21 protein-coding genes are annotated in these 23258 nt (G+C 60.8%); 10 read left to right on the top strand and 11 right to left on the bottom strand.

The genetic code is table 11. The annotated features are described in order from the left end of the window. The first annotated feature begins 31 nt into the window (after positions 1 to 31). On the top strand, positions 32 to 1168 hold the full coding sequence (locus AD665_RS09090; RefSeq protein ID WP_024778101.1) for an acyl-CoA dehydrogenase family protein: 1137 nt from the start codon (positions 32 to 34) through the stop codon (positions 1166 to 1168). Positions 1169 to 1344: 176 nt separating this feature from the next. On the opposite strand, the gene AD665_RS09085 is transcribed toward AD665_RS09090, so the two are convergent. Continuing rightward, positions 1345 to 2385 (bottom strand): NADP(H)-dependent aldo-keto reductase, encoded by a 1041-nt coding sequence (locus tag AD665_RS09085; protein ID WP_053191796.1) that lies wholly within the window; start codon positions 2383 to 2385, stop codon positions 1345 to 1347. A gap of 245 nt (positions 2386 to 2630) precedes the next feature. Here AD665_RS09085 and rplM point away from each other — a divergent pair, with 245 nt between their 5' ends. From rplM to AD665_RS09045, 8 genes are all read left to right on the top strand, one after another. After that, positions 2631 to 3059: a 50S ribosomal protein L13 gene (gene rplM, locus AD665_RS09080; RefSeq protein WP_024781110.1), complete on the top strand. Its 429-nt coding sequence runs from the start codon at positions 2631 to 2633 to the stop codon at positions 3057 to 3059. A 14-nt stretch (positions 3060 to 3073) separates the two neighbouring features. Next, a complete protein-coding gene (rpsI, locus tag AD665_RS09075; protein ID WP_003228056.1) occupies positions 3074 to 3466 on the top strand; it encodes a 30S ribosomal protein S9 in 393 nt (130 codons plus the stop codon). 257 nt (positions 3467 to 3723) lie between these two features. Further along, entirely contained in the window at positions 3724 to 4317 is a 594-nt protein-coding gene (gene petA, locus AD665_RS09070) for a ubiquinol-cytochrome c reductase iron-sulfur subunit (RefSeq protein WP_024781109.1), read from the top strand. Next, a complete protein-coding gene (locus AD665_RS09065; RefSeq protein WP_024781108.1) occupies positions 4317 to 5528 on the top strand; it encodes a cytochrome b in 1212 nt (403 codons plus the stop codon). The genes petA and AD665_RS09065 overlap by 1 nt, the downstream gene beginning before the upstream one ends. Next, positions 5528 to 6310, top strand: a complete 783-nt coding sequence (locus AD665_RS09060) for a cytochrome c1 (protein ID WP_024781107.1) — start codon at positions 5528 to 5530, stop codon at positions 6308 to 6310. Before AD665_RS09065 ends, AD665_RS09060 begins: the two co-directional genes overlap by 1 nt. A gap of 147 nt (positions 6311 to 6457) precedes the next feature. Beyond that, positions 6458 to 7075, top strand: a complete 618-nt coding sequence (locus tag AD665_RS09055) for a glutathione S-transferase N-terminal domain-containing protein (protein WP_024781106.1) — start codon at positions 6458 to 6460, stop codon at positions 7073 to 7075. Between the two features lie 16 nt (positions 7076 to 7091). Next, the gene (locus AD665_RS09050) at positions 7092 to 7505 is read left to right on the top strand and encodes a ClpXP protease specificity-enhancing factor (RefSeq protein ID WP_024781105.1); all 414 of its coding nucleotides are present in this window, start codon (positions 7092 to 7094) and stop codon (positions 7503 to 7505) included. Positions 7506 to 8196: 691 nt separating this feature from the next. Then, on the top strand, positions 8197 to 9144 hold the full coding sequence (locus tag AD665_RS09045) for an IS110 family transposase (protein ID WP_053191794.1): 948 nt from the start codon (positions 8197 to 8199) through the stop codon (positions 9142 to 9144). 323 nt (positions 9145 to 9467) lie between these two features. Here AD665_RS09045 and AD665_RS09040 read toward each other — a convergent pair whose 3' ends face one another. Beyond that, complete coding sequence (locus AD665_RS09040) at positions 9468 to 10529, bottom strand: zinc-binding metallopeptidase family protein (RefSeq protein WP_053191792.1); 1062 nt, start codon at positions 10527 to 10529, stop codon at positions 9468 to 9470. 259 nt (positions 10530 to 10788) lie between these two features. Here AD665_RS09040 and AD665_RS09035 point away from each other — a divergent pair, with 259 nt between their 5' ends. After that, the gene (locus AD665_RS09035) at positions 10789 to 11190 is read left to right on the top strand and encodes a hypothetical protein (RefSeq protein WP_024777662.1); all 402 of its coding nucleotides are present in this window, start codon (positions 10789 to 10791) and stop codon (positions 11188 to 11190) included. Positions 11191 to 11249: 59 nt separating this feature from the next. Here AD665_RS09035 and AD665_RS09030 read toward each other — a convergent pair whose 3' ends face one another. The 9 genes from AD665_RS09030 to AD665_RS08990 form a co-directional block, all read right to left on the bottom strand. Then, positions 11250 to 11855, bottom strand: coding sequence for an RraA family protein (locus tag AD665_RS09030; RefSeq protein ID WP_024777663.1), 606 nt, complete (start codon positions 11853 to 11855; stop codon positions 11250 to 11252). Further along, a complete protein-coding gene (locus AD665_RS09025; RefSeq protein WP_414860483.1) occupies positions 11848 to 12669 on the bottom strand; it encodes an IucA/IucC family C-terminal-domain containing protein in 822 nt (273 codons plus the stop codon). Before AD665_RS09025 ends, AD665_RS09030 begins: the two co-directional genes overlap by 8 nt. Positions 12670 to 12673: 4 nt before the next feature. Then, a complete protein-coding gene (locus AD665_RS09020; protein WP_053191790.1) occupies positions 12674 to 14557 on the bottom strand; it encodes an IucA/IucC family protein in 1884 nt (627 codons plus the stop codon). Beyond that, entirely contained in the window at positions 14554 to 15336 is a 783-nt protein-coding gene (locus AD665_RS09015) for an HpcH/HpaI aldolase family protein (protein ID WP_024777666.1), read from the bottom strand. The genes AD665_RS09020 and AD665_RS09015 overlap by 4 nt, the downstream gene beginning before the upstream one ends. Further along, the gene (locus tag AD665_RS09010) at positions 15330 to 17186 is read right to left on the bottom strand and encodes an IucA/IucC family protein (RefSeq protein ID WP_053191788.1); all 1857 of its coding nucleotides are present in this window, start codon (positions 17184 to 17186) and stop codon (positions 15330 to 15332) included. The genes AD665_RS09015 and AD665_RS09010 overlap by 7 nt, the downstream gene beginning before the upstream one ends. Positions 17187 to 17202: 16 nt before the next feature. Continuing rightward, positions 17203 to 18573: a DHA2 family efflux MFS transporter permease subunit gene (locus AD665_RS09005; RefSeq protein ID WP_053191886.1), complete on the bottom strand. Its 1371-nt coding sequence runs from the start codon at positions 18571 to 18573 to the stop codon at positions 17203 to 17205. 32 nt (positions 18574 to 18605) lie between these two features. Further along, positions 18606 to 19817, bottom strand: a complete 1212-nt coding sequence (locus AD665_RS09000; RefSeq protein WP_024777669.1) for a type III PLP-dependent enzyme — start codon at positions 19815 to 19817, stop codon at positions 18606 to 18608. After that, complete coding sequence (locus AD665_RS08995) at positions 19810 to 21594, bottom strand: IucA/IucC family protein (RefSeq protein WP_053191787.1); 1785 nt, start codon at positions 21592 to 21594, stop codon at positions 19810 to 19812. The genes AD665_RS09000 and AD665_RS08995 overlap by 8 nt, the downstream gene beginning before the upstream one ends. 170 nt (positions 21595 to 21764) lie before the next feature. Then, entirely contained in the window at positions 21765 to 23141 is a 1377-nt protein-coding gene (locus AD665_RS08990) for a diaminobutyrate--2-oxoglutarate transaminase (protein WP_053191785.1), read from the bottom strand. Between the last annotated feature and the right edge of the window lie 117 nt (positions 23142 to 23258).

The following is a 23258-nucleotide window of genomic DNA, read 5'->3' as shown; positions in this document are numbered from 1 at the left end:
AACCCCATCCAACAGTAACCGAAGGTGCGCCATGATCCCGAGAACCCTGTTCAGTCCCGAGCACGAACTGTTTCGCGACAGCGTGCGAACGTTCCTGGAAAAAGAGGCTGTGCCGTACCACAGCCAATGGGAGAAGCAGGGGCATGTTGATCGTCGACTCTGGAACAAGGCCGGGGAGGCGGGGATGCTGTGTTCGCATCTGCCGCAAGCTTATGGCGGGCTCGACGCGGACTTTCTCTACAGTACGGTGGTGATAGAGGAGATCGGCCGTCTGGGGCTGACGGGTATCGGCTTTTCACTGCACTCCGATATCGTTGCGCCATACATCCTGCATTACGGCAGCGAAGCGTTGAAGCATAAATACCTGCCGAAACTGGTCTCCGGCGAAATGGTCACGGCCATCGCCATGACCGAACCCGGGGCAGGTTCCGACCTGCAAGGAGTGAAAACCACAGCGGTACTGGACGGCGATGAATACATCATCAATGGTTCGAAGACCTTCATTACCAATGGCTTTCTCGCTGACCTGGTGATCGTGGTCGCCAAGACCGATCCGAAAGCCGGCGCCAAGGGAACCAGCCTGTTCCTGGTGGAAGCGGGCACGCCTGGTTTTGAGAAGGGCAAGCGCCTGGAGAAAGTCGGAATGAAGGCTCAGGACACGTCGGAACTGTTCTTCCAGGATGTCCGCGTGCCGAAGGAGAACCTGCTAGGTCAGGCCGGAATGGGGTTTGCCTACCTGATGCAGGAATTACCCCAGGAGCGCCTGACTGTCGCGATCGGTGGCCTGGCCTCGGCCGAAGCGGCGCTGCAGTGGACGCTGGACTACACCCGCGATCGCAAGGCTTTCGGTAAATCCATAGCGGACTTCCAGAACACCCGCTTCAAACTGGCGGAAATGGCCACCGAGATCCAGATCGGCCGGGTCTTTGTCGACCGCTGCCTGGAATTGCACCTGCAGGGCAAGCTCGACGTGCCGACGGCAGCGATGGCCAAGTACTGGGGCACGGACCTGCAATGCAAGGTGCTCGACGAATGCGTGCAGTTGCATGGCGGCTACGGCTTCATGTGGGAGTATCCGGTGGCCCGGGCGTGGGCGGATGCGCGGGTGCAGCGGATCTATGCGGGGACCAATGAAATCATGAAGGAGATCATTGCGCGGTCGCTTTGATTGCGTTGTGCTCTTGGGGTGATCGTTCCCACGCTCTGCGTGGAAACGCCGCCAGGGACGCTCTGCGTTCCGCTCTGGTGACGCGGGCGTCACCAGATGCATTCCCACGCAGAGCGTGGGAACGATCAGCAACCCTTGTGGGAGCGAGCCTGCTCGCGATTGGGTCGATGGGTCAATCAAGGAGCAGGATTCGGCTGATCCCTGTGAATCGCCTCGATCCCCGCCAGCACTTCGTCCGACAGCTTCAGGTCGAAGCTGGCGACATTGCTGTCCAGTTGTTCAAGGGTGGTTGCGCCGATGATGTTGCTGGTCACGAACGGTTGTTGCGTGACGAACGCCAGGGCCATTTGCGCCGGATCCAGGCCGTGTTCACGGGCCAGCGCCACATAACGGCTGCAAGCCGCTTCCGATTGTGGGTTGAAGTAGCGCATGAAGCGGCTATAGAGCGTCAGGCGGCCCTTGGCCGGCCGTGCACCGCCCTCATATTTGCCCGACAGGAAGCCGAACGCCAGCGGTGAATAGGCCAGCAGCCCGCACTGCTCGCGAAGGGCGACTTCCGCCAGGCCGATCTCGAAGCTGCGGTTGAGCAGGTTGTACGGATTCTGGATCGACACCGCTCGCGGCCAGCCACGGGCTTCGGCCAGGGCGAGGAATTTCATGGTGCCCCATGGCGTCTCGTTGGACAGGCCTATATGGCGGATCTTGCCGGCACGGACCTGTTCATCGAGGGCCTCGAGGGTTTCCTCCAGTGGGGTGAAGTCCTCATCGGCCTTGTGTGTGTAGCCCAGTTGCCCAAAGAAATTGGTGCTGCGCTCCGGCCAGTGCAACTGGTAAAGATCGATCCAGTCTGTTTGCAGGCGCTTGAGGCTGGCGTCCAGCGCTTCGACAATGTGGCGGCGGTTGTGCTTGAGATGCTTGTCGCGGATGTAATCGATGGTGTTGCCGGGGCCGGCGATCTTGCTCGCCAGGATCCAGTCGGCACGGTCTCCACGGCTTTTGAAATAGTTGCCGATGTAGCGCTCGGTGGTGGCATAGGTCTCGGCCTTGGGCGGGACCGGGTACATCTCGGCGGTGTCGATGAAATTGATGCCGGCACCCTTGGCGCGTTCGATCTGGGCGAAAGCCTCGGCCTCGCTGTTCTGTTCACCCCAGGTCATGGTTCCGAGGCACAGGGCGCTCACGTTCAGATCGGTACGGCCTAGCTGGCGATAGTCCATCGGGTACTCCTTGGGCAAAACAATCATAAAAGCAGGTTGAAATATTTTTCGCAATCTGCATAATTGCGCACCTCTTTCTGCAGTGGAAGTGATGCGCCGCCGCCGAAGAATCTTGCCGTTGAACGGACGCGCCGACCCGAGCCCCCGAAAGCGTCTGTATCCGGCTGCCTTTGACTTGTCAAAGTACGCACTATTCAGTAAGATCCGCCGTCTAATTTACAGGGCGGCCCCTGAGGCTATAAAGAATGAAAACTTTTACTGCTAAACCGGAAACAGTACAGCGCGACTGGTTCGTCGTCGACGCTGCTGGTCAGACCCTGGGTCGTCTGGCCACCGAAATCGCGAGCCGTCTGCGTGGCAAGCACAAGCCTGAGTACACCCCTCACGTTGACACCGGTGACTACATCGTCGTGATCAATGCTGAGCAAGTACGTGTTACTGGCGCTAAAACCACTGACAAAATGTACTACTCCCACTCCGGTTTTCCGGGCGGCATCAAGTCGATCAACTTTGAAAAGCTGATCGCCAAAGCCCCTGAGCGCGTGATCGAGACCGCGGTTAAAGGCATGCTGCCTAAGAACCCGCTGGGTCGCGACATGTATCGTAAGCTGAAGGTTTATGCGGGCGCTGCTCACCCTCATACTGCTCAGCAGCCCCAAGAACTGAAGTTTTAACGGAATAGTTCATTATGTCGGCGACTCAAAATTACGGCACTGGCCGTCGCAAGACTGCAACCGCACGCGTTTTCCTGCGTCCGGGCACTGGTAACATCTCCATCAACAACCGCTCCCTGGATAACTTCTTCGGCCGCGAAACTGCCCGCATGGTAGTTCGTCAGCCGCTGGAACTGACCGAGACCGTCGAAAAATTCGACATCTACGTCACCGTTATCGGTGGTGGTGTAAGTGGTCAGGCTGGCGCAATCCGCCACGGCATCACTCGCGCTCTGATGGACTACGACGAGACCCTGCGTAGCGCCCTGCGCAAAGCTGGCTTCGTTACTCGCGACGCTCGCGAAGTTGAACGTAAGAAAGTCGGTCTGCGTAAAGCGCGTAAGCGTCCGCAGTACTCGAAGCGTTAATTTTCGCTTCCGCTTTCAAAAGGCGCCCAGTTCCTCACGGAGCTGGGCGTTTTTTTATGGGCGAAATAAATGCTCTGTGACAACTTGCCACATTCGTAGACCCCCTATACTACAAGGCTTGGCGGTATGGTCGCTTGGTAATTACCTTGTCAGAATTGGGGGTTTTCATTACCATTCGGCAAAATTTTTATAAGTTCAGATTTTTACTTAGTAGACGCCTGATCTAACAGGCCACAAAGCTGATGGGAGAGGACTGAATGAGCAATGACGGCGTGAATGCAGGCCGGCGTCGCTTCCTGGTAGCAGCCACATCCGTGGTGGGTGCTGCAGGAGCGGTGGGGGCTGCGGTCCCGTTCGTGGGGTCATGGTTTCCCAGTGCCAAGGCGAAAGCTGCAGGTGCACCGGTGAAAGTGAATGTCAGCAAGATCGAGCCAGGCCAGCAGATGATTGCTGAGTGGCGCGGCCAGCCGGTGTTCATCGTCCGCCGTACAGAGGAAATCCTGGGGAATCTGAAAAAGATCGAGGGCCAGCTGTCCGATCCCTTTTCCAAGAACTCGGTCCAACCGGAATACGTCAATCCTGAAGTGCGTTCGATCAAGCCGGAAATCCTGCTGCTGATCGGAATCTGCACGCACTTGGGTTGCTCGCCAACGTTCCGTCCCGAAGTGGCCCCTGCCGATCTGGGCAAGGACTGGGTAGGGGGCTATTTCTGCCCTTGCCACGGCTCCCACTACGACCTGGCGGGTCGCGTCTACAAATCGCAACCTGCACCTCTGAACCTGCCAGTTCCCCCGCATTCCTATGAGTCGGATGAGATCATTGTCATCGGCGTCGACACGGAGAAAGCGTGATGAGCAAACTTATGGATTGGGTTGATGCGCGCTTCCCCGCGACCAAGATGTGGGAAGACCATCTCAGCAAGTACTACGCTCCGAAAAACTTCAACTTCTTCTATTTCTTTGGCTCCCTGGCATTGCTCGTTCTGGTCAACCAGATCGTTACCGGTGTCTGGCTGACCATGAGCTACACCCCGTCGGCTGAAGAAGCGTTCGCTTCCGTCGAGTACATCATGCGTGACGTCGAGTACGGCTCGATCCTGCGTCTGCTGCACTCAACTGGCGCTTCGGCGTTCTTCATCGTGGTTTACCTGCACATGTTCCGTGGCCTGCTCTACGGTTCGTACCAGAAGCCCCGTGAGCTGGTATGGGTCTTCGGCATGTTGATCTACCTGGCGCTGATGGCCGAGGCCTTCATGGGTTACCTGCTGCCGTGGGGCCAGATGTCCTACTGGGGGGCCCAGGTGATCATCTCGCTGTTCGGCGCGATTCCGGTCATCGGTAACGACCTGACCCAGTGGATCCGTGGTGATTACCTGATCTCGGGCATTACCCTGAACCGCTTCTTCGCCTTGCATGTGGTAGCCCTGCCGATCGTGATCCTCGGCCTGGTGGTGCTGCACATCCTGGCGCTGCACGAAGTCGGCTCGAACAACCCCGATGGTGTGGACATCAAGAAGCACAAGGACGAAAACGGCGTACCGTTGGATGGCATCGCCTTCCACCCGTACTACACCGTGAAAGATATCGTCGGCGTAGTGGTGTTCCTGTTCATCTTCTGCTCGATCGTGTTCTTCTTCCCGGAGATGGGCGGCTACTTCCTTGAGAAGCCGAACTTTGAACAGGCGAACGCATTCAAGACCCCTGAGCACATTGCCCCGGTCTGGTACTTCACGCCGTTCTACGCGATTCTGCGGGCGATCCCGGACAAGTTGATGGGTGTTATCGCCATGGGCGCGGCCATCGCCGTGCTGTTCGTCCTGCCGTGGCTGGACCGCAGCCCGGTCAAGTCGATGCGCTACAAAGGCTGGCTGAGCAAGATCTGGCTCGTGGTGTTCTGCATCTCGTTCATGATCCTGGGTGTACTGGGCGTGCTGGCACCAACACCGGAGCGTACGTTGCTGTCGCAGGTCTGTACGTTCCTGTACTTCGCCTACTTCATTCTGATGCCGTTCTATACCAGGCTCGAGAAGACAAAACCGGTTCCGGAAAGGGTGACTGGCTGATGAAAAAGCTATTTGCTGTACTGATTCTTGCTGCCATGCCTGTCTTGTCCTTCGCGGCCGAACACGGTGGTCCAGAGCTGGAAAAAGTCGATATCGACGTTTCCGATAAAGCCGCCATGCAGGACGGCGCGCGTACGTTCGCCAACTACTGCATGGGTTGCCACAGTGCCAAGTTCCAGCGTTACGAGCGCGTGGCCGATGACCTGGGCATCCCCCATGAGCTGATGCTCGAGAAACTGGTGTTCACCGGCGCCAAGCTGGGGGACCACATGACCGTCGGCATGCAGCCGGCAGATGCCAAGACCTGGTTCGGCGCTGCGCCGCCGGACCTGACCCTGGTCGCCCGTGTGCGCGGTACCGACTGGCTCTATGGCTACCTGCGTTCGTTCTATGAAGATCCTGCGCGTCCATGGGGCGTGAACAACAAGGTCTTCCCGAATGTCGGCATGCCGAACGTCCTGGTCGGCCTGCAGGGGCGTCAGGTGGTAGGCTGCAAACAGGTGCAGATCGTCGAGAACGGCAAGAAGCAATTCGACCCGTTGACCGGCACCGCCCTGACTCATGAAGCCTGCGATCAGCTGACCATCGTGCCGAACAGTGGCGCCTTGACGCCTGAGCAGTTCGACGAGAAGGTCAAGAATCTGGTGACGTTCCTGGCCTACTCGGCCAACCCGGTGAAGCTGCAACATCAGCGCATCGGTACGTATGTATTGCTGTACCTGGCGTTCTTCTTCGTATTCGCTTACCTGCTCAAGCGTGAATACTGGAAAGACGTGCATTGATAAAGCTGTAAGCTGTTGCTGTTAATCGTGCGCGCCCAAGGGCGTCTCTGAAGGTGTAACGAGCCTGGTAAGCCAGGTGTTACGGGAGACGCCCTCTGGGCGCGCTTGTTTTTCTTTCTAAAATTTCAACAAGCGAGGAGGATCGCCATGGGCGTGACCAATCGGTTGGCCTGTTACTCCGACCCCGCCGACCACTATTCCCACCGGGTACGTATCGTACTGGCAGAAAAGGGTGTCAGCGCCGAGATCATCTACGTTGAGGCTGGCCGTCAGCCGCCGAAGCTGATTGAAGTGAACCCCTATGGCAGCCTGCCCACGCTGGTCGATCGTGACCTGGCATTGTGGGAGTCGACGGTGGTGATGGAATACCTGGATGAGCGCTACCCGCATCCGCCCTTGCTGCCGGTATACCCTGTGGCGCGTGCCAACAGCCGCCTGCTGATCCATCGCATTCAGCGTGATTGGTGCGGGTTGGTGGATCTGATCCTGGATTCGCGGACCAAGGAGCCGGCGCGGGTCGTGGCGCGCAAGGAATTGCGTGAAAGCCTGACAGGCGTATCGCCGCTGTTCATCGATAAGCCGTTTTTCCTCAGTGAGGAACAAAGTCTGGTGGATTGCTGCCTATTGCCCATACTCTGGCGTTTGCCGATTCTGGGTATCGAATTGCCGCGGCCAGCCAAGCCGCTGCTTGATTATATGGAGCGCCAATTTGCGCGTGAGACTTTCCAGGCGAGTCTGTCTGGTGTCGAACGCGACATGCGCTAAGGCTTAGGGAGCCGCTATGAACTCCAGTCGACCTTATCTGGTCCGCGCGCTCTACGAGTGGATTGTGGACAATGATTGCACCCCGCACATGCTGGTCAATGCCGAGTATCCATCGGTACAGGTTCCGCAGGGGTTTGCCAATGACGGGCAGATTGTCCTGAACGTATCGCCGGCAGCCGTACGCCATCTGCATATGGACAACGATGCCGTGAGCTTCGAAGGCCGCTTCGGCGGTGTGCCCCACACGCTGTATGTGCCTATTGCTTCGATCCTGGGGATTTATGCCCGGGAGAATGGCCAGGGCATGGTGTTTGAGCTGGAAACGCCGATGGATGGCGAGGAAGAGTACGAGGTGGATGATGACCTGCCGCCACCGGATGATGAGCCGCCGCGGCCTAGTGGTCGGCCTAGTCTTAAGGTGGTGAAGTAAGGATTAGTGTACATATCCGTTTCTTTGGTAATGGCTGCTTATGGTTCCGCCCTTACGGCGGGTCACTTTTGGCAAGCGCCCCAAAAGTAACCAAAAAGTCTTTGCCCCACCACTGGGCACCTCGCCAAGGCTCGGTGTTCCCTCGCTCCGGCATTGCTCCGTGGGCCCGCCGCGAAGGGCCATTCATGGCCCAGCGCGGCTATCCCGGCATCCATGCCGTGATGCCCACTGCGCAACGCCTGCGTTCGGCCCTTGTGGTTTACGGGGCATCTAAGATCAAAAGCCAAAGCCAAAGCGAGGCGGTCTGGCTTTTCCGGCTGAACCTGAATCCACTTGTAGGAGCAAAGCTTGCTCGCGAGGCGACCTGGCAGCCGACTTGTCTTTTCCGGCTGTCCCCGATCAATTGTGGGAGCGAGCCTGCTCGCGATGGCGTCAGGTCAGCAGCATTGATGTTGGTTGACACATCGCAATCGCGAGCAGGCTCGCTTGTATGGTAGGACTTGAAGGGAGGAGGAGGGACAAGGCTCGATTCTGACTGTTAGCAGCAGTACAGACCGTGGGAGATTTCGCCCCTCCTCCTTTCACCCAAGCGCCGATAAAGAATGCATCTGGCCTAGACCGACGATAGGAACAAGCCTGCGCCTCTGGGTGAACCCTTCAAGTGTTCAAACCTTAGCCCGGAGGATTTTCAATGGCAATGCCCATCGCCATCACCCAGCCAATCGTAGGTGTCGATGTCGCCAAGGATGAGTTGGTGATTTATCACGCCGAATCTGACCGGCTCGAAACAATCCCCAACACCAAAGCTGCGATCAAGAAATGGCTCAAGGCGTTGCCCGCGCCAGTGGATGTTGCCATTGAAGCGACCAATACCTATCACCAGGAATTCGCCGATCTGGCCTATGCGCAAGGCTGTGTGATCTACATAATCGACGGTTACGAGCTCAGTCATTACCGCAAGGGCGTGAAAGTGCGCGCTAAAACAGATGCCTTAGATGCTCGGTTGTTGGCTCGTTATTTAAACAACGAGGGCCATCTGTTGCACCCTTGGGTCCCGCCATCACCCCTTTATTGCCGACTTATAAGCCTTTTCCGGCGCCGCGCAGCTCTGGTTCAGGCGCGTGTCAGCCTCAAGCAAAGCTGGGCGAACGAGCCGTTGCTCGAAGCGGCTTTCAAAAGCCAGATAAACGCTATGCAAAGACTGGAAACCCTGCTCGAGAAAACCATTCAGACGCAGTTGGAACAAGCCGGTTTGGGTCATCAGCTCAAGCGTTGCATGAAAGTCGAAGGCATCGGCTTGTTGAGTGGTGCCCGTTTAATCGCATCGTTTCAGCGTGGGGACTTCAGGAATGCCGATGCTTTCATCGCTTTTCTGGGCTTGGACTTGCGCATCGCGGACTCAGGGAAAAAGAAGGGGCGCCGTTGCTTGTCTAAACGAGGTGATCCAGAGGCGCGTCGCTTGATGCACAACGCCGCGATGTCGGCGAGCCGCACCGCGGCGTGGAAGGGATTTTATGAGGCCCTAAGGGCTCGAGGATTTAGCACAACCCAAGCACTGGTAGCACTGGCCCGCAAGCTTGCGCGAGTGGCATTCGCTCTGTTGAAGAACCAGAGCGAATACCTACCAAAAGGCATTTAGGGGCTAGCCCTGCACCATAGAATCTCCCACAGAGAACCTGCGGTGGGACTCAAATCCTGCTGGCACCTTGGCCCATTGTGGGAGCGAGCCTGCTCGCGATAGCGGTGGGTCTGCCCGCTCCAGTGTTGAATGTGTCGCCGTCATCGCGAGCAGGCTCGCTCCCACAGAGAACCTGCGGTGGGACTCAAATCCTGCTGGCACCTTGGCCCATTGTGGGAGCGAGCCTGCTCGCGATAGCGGTGGATCTGCTTGCTCCTGTGTTGAAGGTTCCGCCGTCATCGCGAGCAGGCTCGCACACCATAGGGTTCACTGGCCGCAGGGCCTCATCGATTGAGCAGGAACTCCAGCAACGTCGCCGCGCAGGCTTCAATGCTGCCTTCCAGGATCAGCTCATACCCATGGGTGTTTTCCGTGGGTATCGCGATACAACCTCCCATGGCCGACACGCCACTGCCCATGACGGCGCTGGCATCACTGGCAAAGTCCACCAGGAAGGCGAATTGCGGCTCCAGGCCGCTGCGTTCGCCGGCACGGTACAACTGGTCGACGATATTGCGGCTGTAGCAGCCTTTTTCGTCCCCCGTATTGATGATCGGGTTGACGCTCAACCGGGTTCCATACTCTTGCACTACCGGCCCGACCTCGACGGCAACGGTCACCTCGCCCGGCAGGTGGGCGGCGGCATACAGTGCTCCGGCATTGGACTCCTCTTCCAGGGTGCTGAACACGAAATACACTTCACCGGTCAGTTCCGCCCGGCGCTCGGCCAACAGCGCGGCAGCCTGCAGGGTCGCGACCATCGGCGCACGGTCGTCGAGAAAGTGCGCGGCAATGGCATCGCCCACCCGAAACGGCCGGCGCCAGTGCTGGCTCAGCACCACCCGCGTGCCAGGGCGCACACCGTGCCTGTGCAATTGTTCCCGGGAACAACGGGTGATCACGTGGACATCTTCCCAGTGCACATTCCCGGACAGGACATCCGCCCCCTGATGGGTTTCGGCCGTGCTGTGCATGGAGCCGAACGACAACACACCCGGGATGAAATCCCGATCGCCCAGGATGTCCACCGGGCACACGCCGAAGTTGATCGGGTTAGCACCTCCCAAGGCCACTACCCGAAGTGTTCCATCGGGTTCGACGCGTTTGACCAGCATGGCGATTTCGTCCAGATGCGCCATGACCCTGACCGGCGTTTGGCGGCCGCTACCGCTGACGGCTCCCTTGATCAAGCCGATCACGTTGCCGGCCGGGTCGACCCAGGTCTTGTCGCAATGGGGTTCCAGTTCCCGCAGGCAGATTTGCCGGACTTCGTCTTCCTGTCCGCCGGGTCCGCGGGCCATCAGCAACTCTTCCAGCAACGGTAATGTAGACAGATTCGCTTGCATCGATCGGACTCTCCTTATGCTTGCCACGGGGCCGTCGCGGTGCCGATGACGGAGCGGACCGTAACGTGCCTGTCTTTCTTGAGGGTGCCCGTGTTGGAAAAATTTGATCGGATCGGCGGATAAACAGACGAGCGGGCCATGCCAGGTGACAGACCGGCGGCCATATGACAGGGTTGACCCCAATATCGCCAGGCATCACATTGCCTGGACCGCCGATGGACTCAACGGCAGTTTCGTCGTACCCGGATTTGTGGAGCCCATGACCGCGTCGATTCCGATCCGCCCCCCCTGCCCGCCTGGCGTCTGCGACTGCGGGCGCGATGCATTGCTGGAAACGGCGGGCAGCGACTTGCGCATCCTTTGCCTGAACCGTCAGGAAGAAAAGCGCCTGCTCGAACGGCTGGAAAACATCCAGGACCTGGCCGAGCTCGAACGGTTGCAACAGCGGCTTTACGAAAACCTGGGCATCCGCTTGACCATCGAGCCGGGCTATAACGAAGTCCGGACCATGCGCGGTATCGCCATCGAGTTCCAGGAACAACCCGGTCTCTGCCGCAAGATTCGCCAATCGATCCCGGCCGCCATTCGCCGCGGGCTGGAAAAACGCCCGGAAATCGCCTGGCGCTTGCTGGACGCCCACGACTTGTTCCGCGACGCCTGACGCTCAGCGCTAGTGACCTGTACGGTTGATTTGAGTGCGCGAATCAACCACACAGGCCACTAAATCCGTTGCAGAAACTCGGTTCTTTTCTGCCGATCCGCCTGTTCTTTCGTCAGTAGTTTGGGCAGCAGATCGATGGCCTGTTGCACCCCGAGGATGAACACACCGTCGTCATCGCCGATGGCAAGGTCGCCCGGATGCACAGTGACACCCGACACCCGGATCGGCTGATTGACTTCGCCGCCGAGCCCAAGGCTGCGGGTTGTGAAAGCGCTGACACTGCGACTGAACACCGGCAGGCGATGGGCCCGCAGGGCGGCCACATCGGTCACCGCGCCGCACACCACGACGCCGGCCAGGCCTTTGATCAGGCCGGCCAGGGTGCGCAATTCTCCCCAGCAAGCGCAATCGGGGTCACCCACGCATTCCACCACCAGCACATCCCCCGGCTCGCTCAACAACAAGGCTTCGCGCAAGACACTGCCGTCGGGTGTGAAGAGCCTGACCGTGACCACCCTGCCGAGCATGCGCAGGTTATCGAACAGCGGGCGAATACCCCGCAGGTAACCGCTGTCGGTGAAGTGCCCCAGGGTGGACGAAGCGATACCCCGGTACTGTGCCAACAGCGACTCAGTGAGCTCCGCTGGCGTGATTGAATCATTCATGTCTTGTTCTCTTGCGCAGCAACGGGCAGGCCGAACAGTATTCGACCGGGTTGCTTGCTTGGTAATAGAAACAGCACGTGCGCCGCAATCGCCGACAGCCTCCATCGGCAAGGGGCATGGGGGCGCGACGAAAATGCTGCAACGGGTTGTAATCCAGGCCGAACAGCCCAGGATCGGCCTGGTTCAGCAGCCAGTCGAAGTCGGCATCGATGCGCCGGCGCGTGGACGGGTCCCGCAAGCTGTCCATGCGTTTTTCATACAGCGAATAGACCCGCACCGCCGTGTTTTCCCAGAGGATGCGTCGGGAGATGCCGCTGACCTGGGCGAACCGATCCCACAATGGCTTGAGCAGCCCGGCGAACAGGCTGCCGACCACCGCTTCACGCCAGGCCTGCCGCTCGCCGACGGCATAGGTCCAGGGCTCCAGGTCCAGCAATGGCATCGACGAGGTCCAGCGTCCCTCGTCGTGACCGTATTCGATGACGCTGTTGTCCAAGGACATCCGCAGCCCCTTGTCACAGGCCAACAGCGCATACAGGCAAGTGTTGGTGGTGAGGAACGACATTCGCTTGCTCAGCAGCGAGGCGGTGATTGCCCGGGACGGTGAGCCAAGGACCGGCGTCAGCTCGTCCAACAGCCGCAGGCACACACCGCCATTCAACAGCTCATGGGCCGCCAGGGAACGCGACGAATCGCGTTCTCCTGCCGGTTTCAGCCGCAAGGGACCGCTGAGCACGGCCCATTCGCCGGCCGTAAACCGGCAGGCATCGGCGGCGAATGCCGGTTTAATCCCGAGCATGCGAGTGACCGCCATGCCCTCAGGCCTCCAGCGACAGCCGGCGGAACGGGTTGACCACCTCGCCCTTGCCGAACGGCATGCTGCCCGGCCCACCGGCCCGCTCGATCATGGGCGTGAGCAACAGCTTCTGCGGCCAGTTCGGTGCGTCGAACAGTTGCGCCTTGAGCATCGCCCGGGTCTCGGCGTCGAAGTCGATGGTCTCGATCAACTCGTCCAGCACGTCCCGCAGGGCCTGCCACAAACAGCTCACCGGCATCGAATAGACCTGCGCCAGGGTGTCCATGATTGCGCGCATGTTGACCTGGATGCCCAGGGTCTGCAGCCAGAACAACAGGTCTTCAGGACGCGCGTGGTACAGCGTGTTGGCGTGGCCTTTCTTGATGCGGTACACCGGGTCCGCCATGCCGTTGCGCTCCAGCCACGGCACGAAGATCCGCAGCGAATCGTGGTCGCGCAGCAGCAAGCCTTCGGCATGGCCGTCCTTCCACACCAGCACAGCGTTCTGGCCGTGGACTTCCCCCAGCATGCCGAGGCGGAACATGCGCAGATTGATGTCGAAGAAACTGCGGGCCAGTTCGCGGAACAGGGTCATGACCGACTCGGCGTCCGCCGGCAGGTTGCGATACCGCATCCAGTCATCGAAGAAGTGGCGGTTGCTGCCCGGCAGCGGCGTGCCCAGGGCGGCCATGGGCAGCAGGCGGGTATCGGCATCGTTGAGCAATGCGCTCGGGTAACCCCGAACCATAGCCGACAGATGCCTCGGTGCCTCATCGAACAGCGTGGCCTCGGGTGGCATGAACGCCCACCACTTGCCCTCGTTGCACAGGTGCAGCGAGTGACGCAGGGTCGCGTCTTTGTCCAGGACCTCGTGGAGCAAGGCTTCGCTCAGGCCGCCGTTGATCATCTTCACCGCTGGCAGGTAGCGCGATGCGCCCAGGGAGTGGATGGCCATTGGCAACTTGAGGTAGTCGGCGCTGTCGAAGCACGGCGTCATGGAGCGCAGCGATGAGGTGGCGAAGAAATCACCCTCATTGAAGCTCAGGCGCTGGCAGTCGCCCTTGGCAAATACCGCACCCAGCTGTTCGTCGAGGACGTGGTCCCACTGCCAGGGGTGGACTGGCAGCGCGATGTGGCTGTCGGCCAGGCCCCGTGACTGCATTTCCCCGGCGAGCCGGGCCTGCAGAGGTTCAGGCAACAGATAACGTGCCGGATAACACTGCGCCAGGTCTCCCACGCCTTCACCGCATTGCAGAAGCGTGCGGTCCACCGCCACCCAGTTCAAGGCTACCGGCCGGGCGAACTCGGCCTGGTAACGCAGGTACTCCTCGTCGTCGAGCCCTTGCTTGGCCTTGGCCAGCGGGTGATAGGGACGGTCGCGCAGCGAGGCCCACTGTTCCATGGTGCGCAAGAACGTCGCCGGATCCTGGGCCATCAACTCACGGTCATCTACCGCATGGGACAAGGACAGTGCCGTCTGCTTGACGCTGGTGCGCAGCACATCGAGAAACAGCGCCAGCCCTTTATCGTTGTCCTTGAAGCGTTCGGCCATCGCGCTGAACACCCGCTTCATGAAGTCTTCCGGGGAGAGCACGGTCCATTGTTCCTCCTGCCGGGCCAGCACCGCTGTACCCGGCACTTTTTCCCACTGTTGGGTGATACCCGCACGCAGGGCAATGCTGATGAAGCGCTGTTCGGTCGGGTCGTAACACCAATCCCAGATGCACTGTTGCGGGGTCAGCCCGTCGAGCACCGGCGCTGTCGGGTGGGCCTGCTGCCAGTCGCCGATGCGTGCCAGGGGCAACGGCTCGCTGCCGAAGAAATGTTCGGCCAGCAAGCAATCCACCAGATCCTGCATGACGATATCGGCGGCTTGGGCCAGGGCTTGTGAGGTCAGGCGAGTCATCTTGATTCATGTCCTTCTGAAGAAAGTGTGGCCAAGCGGCCCTGGAGGGCGCGAAACGCGATGCCGCGCTCGTCGCCCAGTACAAAGGTGTTCACCCCTCGGGCACGCCAGCGGGCGTGGTCGTCGGGTTGGCGGGGAATGGCGCAATAGGGAATGCCGGCATCGCGGGCCGCCTGCCAGGTGTCCAGCAGCGCCTGTTGCACCGCCGGCGTGTTGATCTGCCAGGGCGTGCCAAGAGACTGGGACAGGTCCGCCGCGCCTTCGAGGATCATGTCCAGGCCGGGCACCGCCGCGATGTCCGCCGCACGCCGTACGCCTTCGGCGCTTTCAATCATCGCCACCACCATGATTTGCTCGTTGGCCAGTCCCACGTACTCGGCCAGGCTGTGTTTGCCAAACGAACCGGGGCGCCCGGCATTCAGGCTGCGCCGCCCCAACGGCTGGTACTTGCACGCGGCAATCGCATCGGCCAGTTGCTCCGGGCTTTCGATCATCGGCAACACGATGCCCTGGGCGCCGCCGTCGAGCAGGCGCAGCAGGGTTTTCGGATTCAGGTCCGCCACCCGCACCAAGGGTGTGACGGCGTAGGCTTCGGCCATGCGGATCATGTGCTCCACGGTTTCCGGGTTGATCAGCACATGCTCCATGTCGATGATCACGAAGTCGTAACCGGCCTCGGCGATCAACTCGATCGCCATGGCCGACGGAATCGAACTGATCAGGCCATAGGCGGCCTGTCCCGCAGCGAGCTTGAGCTTCAGTTGATTGGTTCTCAGCATGTCTGCGGCCTGAAGGGGTGCAGCGGATTGGGCACCGACTTGAAGCGCCGCTCCCCGTCGCCCAGCAGGCGGCGCTTGGTCAGTTCCTCCACCTCATAGGACGGTGCGAACACGTCGAACAACGCAAAGCGCTCGCGGTGTTGCGGGTGCGCAGCCTGGTAAGCCGTGATGACGTCGGCGGTCATCTGCCAGAAGCGGGTCTCATCCAGCTGATAGTGCTGGCGCAGGAAAATCGCCATTTCCGCCAGGCAAATGAAGAAGAAACAGTCGCAGGAGAAATCCCGTACCGCATTCACGTCATCGGTGAGGATGAACGAGTTGCGGTTCAGCTTTGCATGGCTGGCGGGCAATGGCACCAGGGTCGGGCACAGCTGCGGCCGCGCCAGGTGCGCCGGGGAGTAGCGCACGCCGTCGTGGAAGTCCTTGAGGGCAATGCGTTGCGGCCAACCGTCCTTGGTGATCAGCACAATGTTCTGACCGTGGGACTCCATACCGATGCCCTCGGCGTAAAGCATATGAATGATCGGCGGCACCGTGACTTCCAGCAGCCGCTGGCTCCAGGCCTGCAAACCGTACTGGGCAATCCAGGCATCGATGAACGGCAGTTGCTCGCCCTGGCCATAGCGGTTTTCCACATGGCTCAGGCCGTTGAATGGCACCGCTTGCTCATCGGGCTTGAGGTAGGCATGGATGCTTTCACGCCAGATAGCGCCGAGAGTGCCGTAGGCTTGAGACGCGCGGGTGACCGGTAGGTGGTCGTAGCTGAAGCTGACCCCGGCCACTTCACCGAGGATGACGAAATCCAGGGCACGGGCGGTGCTGTCGGTGGCGATCAGTTGCTGCAGCCAGTCGGTGATGATCGGGCCGTTCATCACCGTATGCCGTGCCAGAATCCGCGTGCTGGAGGTGTTGGTCATGCTCATCGCCAGCTTGACATAAGGGCGCTCGGGCGCGCTGGCGTTGGCCAGGGTGCGGATCGATTGCTGGACCTTGTACTGGTCCTGCGAGGTGCCCAGGTAAATCAATTCGCCGCTGAGCAGCTCGGGGTAGAACGTCGGGACAATGGTGTTTTCCCATTGCCATGGGTGGACGGGAAGCACCCAGTAAGCGTCCGGCGACTGACCGCGGCCTTCGAGGATCGTGGCCAGCTGTTGCAGGCGCGTCTCCCCTGCTTCCTGGCGGATGAACGCGTCGAAATCCATCTTGCTGGAATGGTTCATCGCCCCGCAGGACTTGGCCACGGCCAGCCAGACAATGGCGATGGGGCTGGCGAACTCCGGCCCGTAGCGGGTGTTGTCGTGCAGGGAGAAACCGATCCGCGATTTGTAGCACGGGTGGTAGCTGTGGGCGTCCATGAAGTGCTGTTCCAGCGCATCCACGTCCAGCCGATGGGGAGCACGCGGTCCACGGTAGCCTTGGCTGCGCGATTGCAGATCCTTGAGCTGGGTCTGCTCCAGTTCCTGGATAAAGCGCGGCAGATGGGTGCTGCCCTCGAACTCGCCAAGCAGTTCGGCCAACGCCTGGTGCAGGTCAGGTACCCGGGAATGGCCTGCGGCATCGACTCGCTCAAGGCTGGCGTGATCCAGGCGGATCAGCTCAAAACTGCTGCTGCGCAGGCCATTACAATGGTATTGCACCGGTTGTTGCGCGGCATCGATGCCTTGCACCATGAAACGATACCGGCCGTCCGCAAGCGCCTGGCACTGGTACGTCAGCACGTCCTCGTACAGCAGGGTTTGCAGCAGTTGACCGACCACCCTTTGTTGGACTTTTACCCGGACATCGGCATCGGTACCCGCCAGCCAGACACCTGGGGCGGTGGGCTGAGGGGCTTGTTCAAAAATCGTCATGGGAGTTCCTTATCAATTAACGTTGTTCGAGCGCCACGGACCGCACTTCGGGCGCCCGTTCCGGCATGGGGAAACGCCAGGCGCAGGGCAAGGCGAGCAGGATCAGCACGCCGGTGGCGATGAACACCTCGCTGACGGCGCCCGAGGCTCGCAACGCAGAACCCGCTTCGGCGCCCAGGCGCATTTCCAGCCAGAGCGAGGCGATCACGATGGCCAGCGACGACACGAGGCGCCGGGAGATGTTGTTCATCGCCGCGCCCTGGGTGACCATCGGCTCCGGCAAGGCGTTGAGCCCGGCGGTGGTCACCGGCATGTAGGAAAGCCCCAGCCCGGCACCGCGCGCCATCATCAAGACGAACACCGTGGCGAGGGTGGCCTGCGGGCCGAGCATGCCCAGGGCCAGGGTCGAGGCGCCGGTCAGCAGCATGCCCACCGACACCACGGCCCGTGGCCCGTGCCGGTCGAGCAACTTGCCGCCCATCTGGCCGAACAGACTGGCGAACCCGGCGGTGCACAGCAGGGCGAACCCGGTCCAGATCGCGCTGTAGCCCAGCACCATCTGCACCAGCAGCGGCACCAGCACCAGGCACTCGAACATGCCCACCGACTGCACCACGGCGATGATCACGCTCAGGCGGTAGCCGCGCAGGTTGAAGATCCGCAGGTTGAGCAGCGGCTCCGGACGGCTCAACTCGACGCGCACGAAGGCGATCAGGCACAACCCGCCCGCCGTCAGCATCGCCAGGTTGAGCGGATCCAGCAGGCCGTCGGCGTGGCGCAGACGACTGGTGGCGACCATCAGCAAGCCAATACCCGAGGCGATCAGCAGATACCCGGCGAAATCGAACGGCTTGCGCTCCGGCGGTTCGGAAGCCGGCAACACGCCCAACCCCAGGATCAGCGCCACCAGCCCGATGGGCACGTTCATCAGGAACAGCGAGCGCCAGCTGAACCACTCCAGCAGCAGGCTGCCGCATAATGGCCCTACCGCCGGAGCGAGCATGACCACGGCACTCCACAGCCCCGTGACCCGGCCCCGCTCATCCTTGGCATACACCGAAAAAATGATCGCCAGGGACAACGGGATCATCAGCCCGCTGGCGATCCCCTGGACCACCCGCGCCGCAATCACCAGCACTATCGAGTCAGCCACCGCGCCCATCAGCGAACCGCCGATGAACAGCGCCACGCCCCACAAGTACAAGCGCTTGCGGCCGAGGCGCTGGCTCAGGAAGCTGGTCAGCGGCATGGTCATGCCCATGGCGGTCATGAAACCCGCGACGATCCAGGTCGCCATCAGTGGTCCGATGGCGAACGCCGCCATGAACGCCGGTAACGCCGGGTTGAGCGAGCTGTTATTGAGGCTGACCGTGAGGGTGCCCAACATGACGTTGATCACCACCCAGTGACGCGGCACCGTCACAACCGCGCTCCAGTCGCAGTGGCGCCGACAAACTGTTGCAGCGGACGCGGATGACACAGGAAGTCCGCGTGGGAGATGTTGTAGCCATAGGCACCGGCCATGGGCAGTACCAACAGGTCCCCCACCTCGGCCCCTTGCAACTGGCGGCCGCGACTCAGTACATCCTTGGGCGTGCACAGCTGGCCGACCACGGTCCAGGCCTGCGCGGTGTCCGGCTGCGGCTTGCGCCGACGTGGCAGGTGAATGACCGGATGATCGTGACTCTGGGCCGCCGGCAGACGGAACTGGTGGGTCCCCCCCCGACAGACCAGGAAGTGCTCGCCATGGCTGGTCTTGGTGTCCAGCACTTCGATCACGTAATAACCACAGAATGCGCTGATGAAGCGGCCGGGCTCGAAGCGCACCACCGGTGGCTGCTCATGCTGCGCCAGGGACTTGCCCAGGTGCCGGCACAGACGCTGCCAATCGAAGCGCTGCCCGCTCAGGTAGTCGACGCCAATGCCGCCGCCGACGTTCAGGTGAGTAGGCTGCTCATCCCCGGTCGCCAGCGCTTTCCATTCGTTCCAGCGCTGCAGGTAGAAGTCCAGGAGCTGCTCGTGACGCTCCACCGAGTTCTGGTGGGACATTGCATGCACATGGAAGCCTTTGAGGCTCAGGTGACTGAACGCTTGCACCCGTCGCACGGCTTCCGGCAGTTCCGCTTCGTCGATGCCGAAGGGCGTCGCGGTGCCGGCCATCGCCAGTTTGCTCGACAAAATCGACGGCAACTGCGGGTTGATGCGGATGAACACTGGCTGGACACGGCCGGCCTGTTGCGCCAGACGCTGCAGACGGTCGATTTCATTGAGACTTTCCAGGTGGATCGCCTCGACCCGGTTCTCCAGGGCGGCCCGCAGGTCCGAGTCGAGTTTGCCCGGCCCGGAGAACACGTAGGGCTTGCGCGTCGGGCACGCCACGACCCGCTCGATCTCGCCGCCCGAGGAAATCTCGAAACCGCTGACCAGGGGGGCCAGGGCCGCGAGCATCGGCGCCTCGCTGTTGGCCTTGATCGCGTAATACAACTCCACACCAGCGGGCAGCGCGGCCATGACCTCGCTGACATGGCGGGTCAGCGCCTCAAGGTCATAGACAAACAGCGCCAGCGGATCCTCGCTGTTGCGTCGGGCCGCATCAATGGCGGCCATCACTGTTTCGGGCAGATCACGCATAACGCACCTCCTCGCCCCAAGGCGAACGCAGGCTGACGTAACCGGCCTGACGATCGGCCTTGGCGGCCAGGCGCACCTTCAGATTGGTTTTGCAGGAAATCGATTCGCCGGCGATCAGCGCGTCCAGTTCCGGCGCAGGCCGTACCAGCTCCTGACGAATGCTGCGCAGTTGGCGCGTCACCCGTTCCCACATCAACGGGGCCAGGTGCGGACGCTCCCAGCTCAGGGCCAGCACCGCTTCGGACAGATTGTTGATCAGCAGGCAGTAACTGATGCGACTCCAGCCCTGCTCACGGCTGTAGACCAGCGACTGGCGCACCCGGGGATGCAGGCCAACGTCTATGCCGGACATGCCCAGTTCCTCGGTCAGCTTGACCCCTTCGAAGTCCCGCAGCAGCAGTTGCTGTGGCTGGCCGTCGTCGTGAATCAGCACGCTGTTCTGCAGATGGGGTTCCATCACCACGCCGTGGTTGAAAAACAACGCCAGCACCGGACGCAGCAGCAGCGCCTGGTAGCGGTCGAACCAGTCGAGCAATTGCCCGTCATCCAATGTCCGGCCGTTAAAACCTTGCAGGAATTCATGGACCAGAGGCTGGGAATGAATATCCCGAGCAAACAGCGTACCGGCCATGATGCTCACGTCCGCGCCGCCGCGACGGCAGAAGTTCTCGCGCAGGATCGCGCCGGTCTGCTCGCGGAACCAGTGGCTGTCGGCTTCGCTCGCATACTTGGGCGCCCAGCTCAAAGAGCCCGGCTCGGCCACGGTGGACAGGCCACCCAGGGTTTGCGGCTGGGTCTGCTGCAAGCGCTGGAACAACTGGTCGATGATCAGGGTGCTTTCCAGCTCATACCAGGCGTTCTTGCGCACGCAGTTGGTGATGCGCACGTTCAGCGAGCCCTTGATGAAGTAGTCATGCCCTTCGATGTACCAGGTGCGCATGGAGGCCGTCGGGCTGGCCAGCGCGCCAGTGGTGCCCAGGTCCCGCAATTCGCCCAATTCCAGTTGCTGTTGTACCCGTCGGTCCTGCACGAACAGCTGTGCCTGGACCGGATGCAGACAAATGATCGCCCGGCCCGGCCGGGCACGACGCTGGTCGGCGAATCCGGCCAGCACTTGTTCTTCGGTCAGTCCGTTGGCGGAGATCCGCAGCCCTTCGCGCGGGACCTCGAACAGGTGCAGCGCTGTCCGGGCCTGGAACTCGGGAGCGTAGGTTTCCTGGGCCAGGTGGGCTGGCCAGAGCCGCGCCTTGGGCGCCGGATGATTCGGATGACCGAACCACAGCCCCTGCTCGCTGGCCAGGTAGTTGCTCAGCGGCGCCGGACCATCACCGTCGATATTGTGGGCGACGATGGCGGCGGTCAGGGACTGGCTTTGCAGCACCTGTTCGAGCAACTCGTCGTTGCTGGCGCGGGTCATGTGCTCACAGGCGCCGAGCAGTTGCGCGACGAACTCGGGGAACGCCAGGTTGCTCCACGACGTATCGCCCTGCCGCGCATACACATCGGACAGGTAGCGATGGCTGCCGAGACGATCGCGACGATCCACCAGCACGAAGAACTGTTGGCCGTTGGGCAGGCTGATGGTCAGGGGAATCCCCTTCGATTGCAGCCCTTCCAGATAACTTCCAGGTGCAATGCCGCGCATATCCTGGGGCCAGTGATAATCCAGGCAGTTTTCCGGCAGCGCGAACTCCTTGATCAAACAATTGAGCAAGGCGCGAGTACTCGCCAATTCACTGACGCGGTGGGATAAAGCAGTACGATCGGGATATTGCATAGTTGCTCCTCGTAACTTGCGGGTTACGGATGACTTCATGTCTGGGCAAGTTCGTTTGTTCAGCGCCAAGACAATAGGTGCCCGCCTCCCCAACTTCGGGAAAATTGTTTAGCGCTGTTTATCAAGTGGCCGATATAACTTATATCGCCACGTATATATCGAATGATTGTTTAACGACGTTCTTGTGAAAGTGCAGCCTGCAGCGCTTGTTCAAATCGCTCCATTACCAAGGCGCATTGCTCGTCATCGATGATCAGCGGCGGCAACAACCGGATCACGTTGCCCTGTCGTCCTCCCCGCTCCAGCAACAGCCCGTGGTCGAAGCAATGCTTCTGGATGGCCACGGCGAGGGTGGGGTCGCCCGGATAGCTGCTCAGGCGATCAGGGGCCTGGCGCTCGTCGACGATCTCGATCCCCAGCATCAACCCGCGTCCTCGCACCTGCCCAAGGGCCGGATAACGGCGCTGCAACTGCACCAACTGAGTCTTGAGCCAGGCGCCGCGACGTTCAGCCTGGGCGGGCAGGTCCTGCTGCTGCAAAACGTTGAGCGTCGCCAGGCCCGTGGCCATGGCCATCTGATTGCCTCGGAATGTCCCGGTATGGGCGCCCGGCTGCCAGGCATCGAACTCACGCTTGAGGCCCAGCACGGCCAACGGCAATCCACCGCCTACGGCCTTGGACATGACAATGATGTCAGGCTCGATCCCAGCGTGCTCGAAGGCGAACATCTTGCCCGTGCGACCAAAGCCAGCCTGCACTTCATCAATGATCAGCAGAATACCGTGCCGCTGGGTGACTTCGCGGATACGGCGCAACCATTGCGACGGCGCGCAGTTGACACCGCCCTCGCCCTGCACCGCCTCGAGGATCACAGCCGCCGGCAGCGACACTCCGCTTTCGACGTCCTCGATGAACTGGGTGAAGTAATAGCCCAGCGCTTCGATCCCGGCTTCGCCGCCGATGCCCAGCGGGCAGCGATACTCATGGGGGTACGGCATGAATTGCACGCCCGGCATCAAGGACGCCACAGCGTCTTTCGGCCCGGTGTTACCTGTCACCGACAACGCACCGTGGGTCATGCCGTGATAGCCGCCGCTGAAGCTGATGATGCTGCTGCGCCCGGTGAACGTCTTGGCCAGCTTGAGCGCCGCCTCTACCGCATCCGCCCCGGACGGCCCGCAGAATTGCAGGCAGTAGTCATGGCCTTGCCCTGGAAGCAGGCTCAGGAGCTTTTCACTGAAGGCGTCCTTCTGCGGCGTGGTGAGGTCCAGGGTGTGCATCGGCATGCCTGAGGAGATGAAGTAATCGATGCTGGCCATGACGTCAGGATGGTTATGCCCCAATGCCAACGTCCCGGCCCCCGCCAGACAGTCGAGGTAGGTCTTGCCTTCCACGTCCGTCACCCAGACGCCATGGGCCTTGGCGATGGCCAGGGGCAACTTGCGCGGGTAACTGCGAACATTGGATTCGAACTGGCCTTGGCGGCGCAGATAATGTGCATTGTCCTTCTGCAAAGAATCGATGCGTACAGCGCTTTCATTCAACATGAGAATCAATCCTGATTAAGTCCCGATATGCAAATTATTCTCATTCGCTGATGAGTGCAATATTTAATTTCAAATAAATTGGGCATTTTTCGCGGTCTATTTTTATTAAATGACGCG

Source organism: Pseudomonas corrugata, assembly GCF_001269905.1.
In the GTDB taxonomy this organism is placed as follows: domain Bacteria; phylum Pseudomonadota; class Gammaproteobacteria; order Pseudomonadales; family Pseudomonadaceae; genus Aquipseudomonas; species Aquipseudomonas corrugata.
The sequence above is the reverse complement of the archived record's forward strand: the minus strand, read 5'-3'. Positions and strand labels throughout refer to the sequence as shown.

Bases quoted from the DNA above. Each gene is read 5' to 3' on its own strand.
- AD665_RS09055 (WP_024781106.1), top strand. From the start codon at position 6,458: ATGGGCGTGACCAATCGGTTGGCCTGTTACTCCGACCCCGCCGACCAC.
- rpsI (WP_003228056.1), top strand. From the start codon at position 3,074: ATGTCGGCGACTCAAAATTACGGCACTGGCCGTCGCAAGACTGCAACC.
- AD665_RS09065 (WP_024781108.1), top strand. From the start codon at position 4,317: ATGAGCAAACTTATGGATTGGGTTGATGCGCGCTTCCCCGCGACCAAG.
- AD665_RS09085 (WP_053191796.1), bottom strand. From the start codon at position 2,385: ATGGACTATCGCCAGCTAGGCCGTACCGATCTGAACGTGAGCGCCCTG.
- AD665_RS09025 (WP_414860483.1), bottom strand. From the start codon at position 12,669: ATGGCGGTCACTCGCATGCTCGGGATTAAACCGGCATTCGCCGCCGAT.
- AD665_RS08995 (WP_053191787.1), bottom strand. From the start codon at position 21,594: ATGCAATATCCCGATCGTACTGCTTTATCCCACCGCGTCAGTGAATTG.
- AD665_RS09090 (WP_024778101.1), top strand. From the start codon at position 32: ATGATCCCGAGAACCCTGTTCAGTCCCGAGCACGAACTGTTTCGCGAC.
- AD665_RS08990 (WP_053191785.1), bottom strand. From the start codon at position 23,141: ATGTTGAATGAAAGCGCTGTACGCATCGATTCTTTGCAGAAGGACAAT.
- AD665_RS09010 (WP_053191788.1), bottom strand. From the start codon at position 17,186: ATGACGATTTTTGAACAAGCCCCTCAGCCCACCGCCCCAGGTGTCTGG.
- AD665_RS09020 (WP_053191790.1), bottom strand. From the start codon at position 14,557: ATGACTCGCCTGACCTCACAAGCCCTGGCCCAAGCCGCCGATATCGTC.
- AD665_RS09035 (WP_024777662.1), top strand. From the start codon at position 10,789: ATGACCGCGTCGATTCCGATCCGCCCCCCCTGCCCGCCTGGCGTCTGC.
- AD665_RS09015 (WP_024777666.1), bottom strand. From the start codon at position 15,336: ATGCTGAGAACCAATCAACTGAAGCTCAAGCTCGCTGCGGGACAGGCC.
- AD665_RS09030 (WP_024777663.1), bottom strand. From the start codon at position 11,855: ATGAATGATTCAATCACGCCAGCGGAGCTCACTGAGTCGCTGTTGGCA.
- AD665_RS09045 (WP_053191794.1), top strand. From the start codon at position 8,197: ATGGCAATGCCCATCGCCATCACCCAGCCAATCGTAGGTGTCGATGTC.
- AD665_RS09040 (WP_053191792.1), bottom strand. From the start codon at position 10,529: ATGCAAGCGAATCTGTCTACATTACCGTTGCTGGAAGAGTTGCTGATG.
- petA (WP_024781109.1), top strand. From the start codon at position 3,724: ATGAGCAATGACGGCGTGAATGCAGGCCGGCGTCGCTTCCTGGTAGCA.
- rplM (WP_024781110.1), top strand. From the start codon at position 2,631: ATGAAAACTTTTACTGCTAAACCGGAAACAGTACAGCGCGACTGGTTC.
- AD665_RS09060 (WP_024781107.1), top strand. From the start codon at position 5,528: ATGAAAAAGCTATTTGCTGTACTGATTCTTGCTGCCATGCCTGTCTTG.
- AD665_RS09000 (WP_024777669.1), bottom strand. From the start codon at position 19,817: ATGCGTGATCTGCCCGAAACAGTGATGGCCGCCATTGATGCGGCCCGA.
- AD665_RS09050 (WP_024781105.1), top strand. From the start codon at position 7,092: ATGAACTCCAGTCGACCTTATCTGGTCCGCGCGCTCTACGAGTGGATT.
- AD665_RS09005 (WP_053191886.1), bottom strand. From the start codon at position 18,573: ATGTTGGGCACCCTCACGGTCAGCCTCAATAACAGCTCGCTCAACCCG.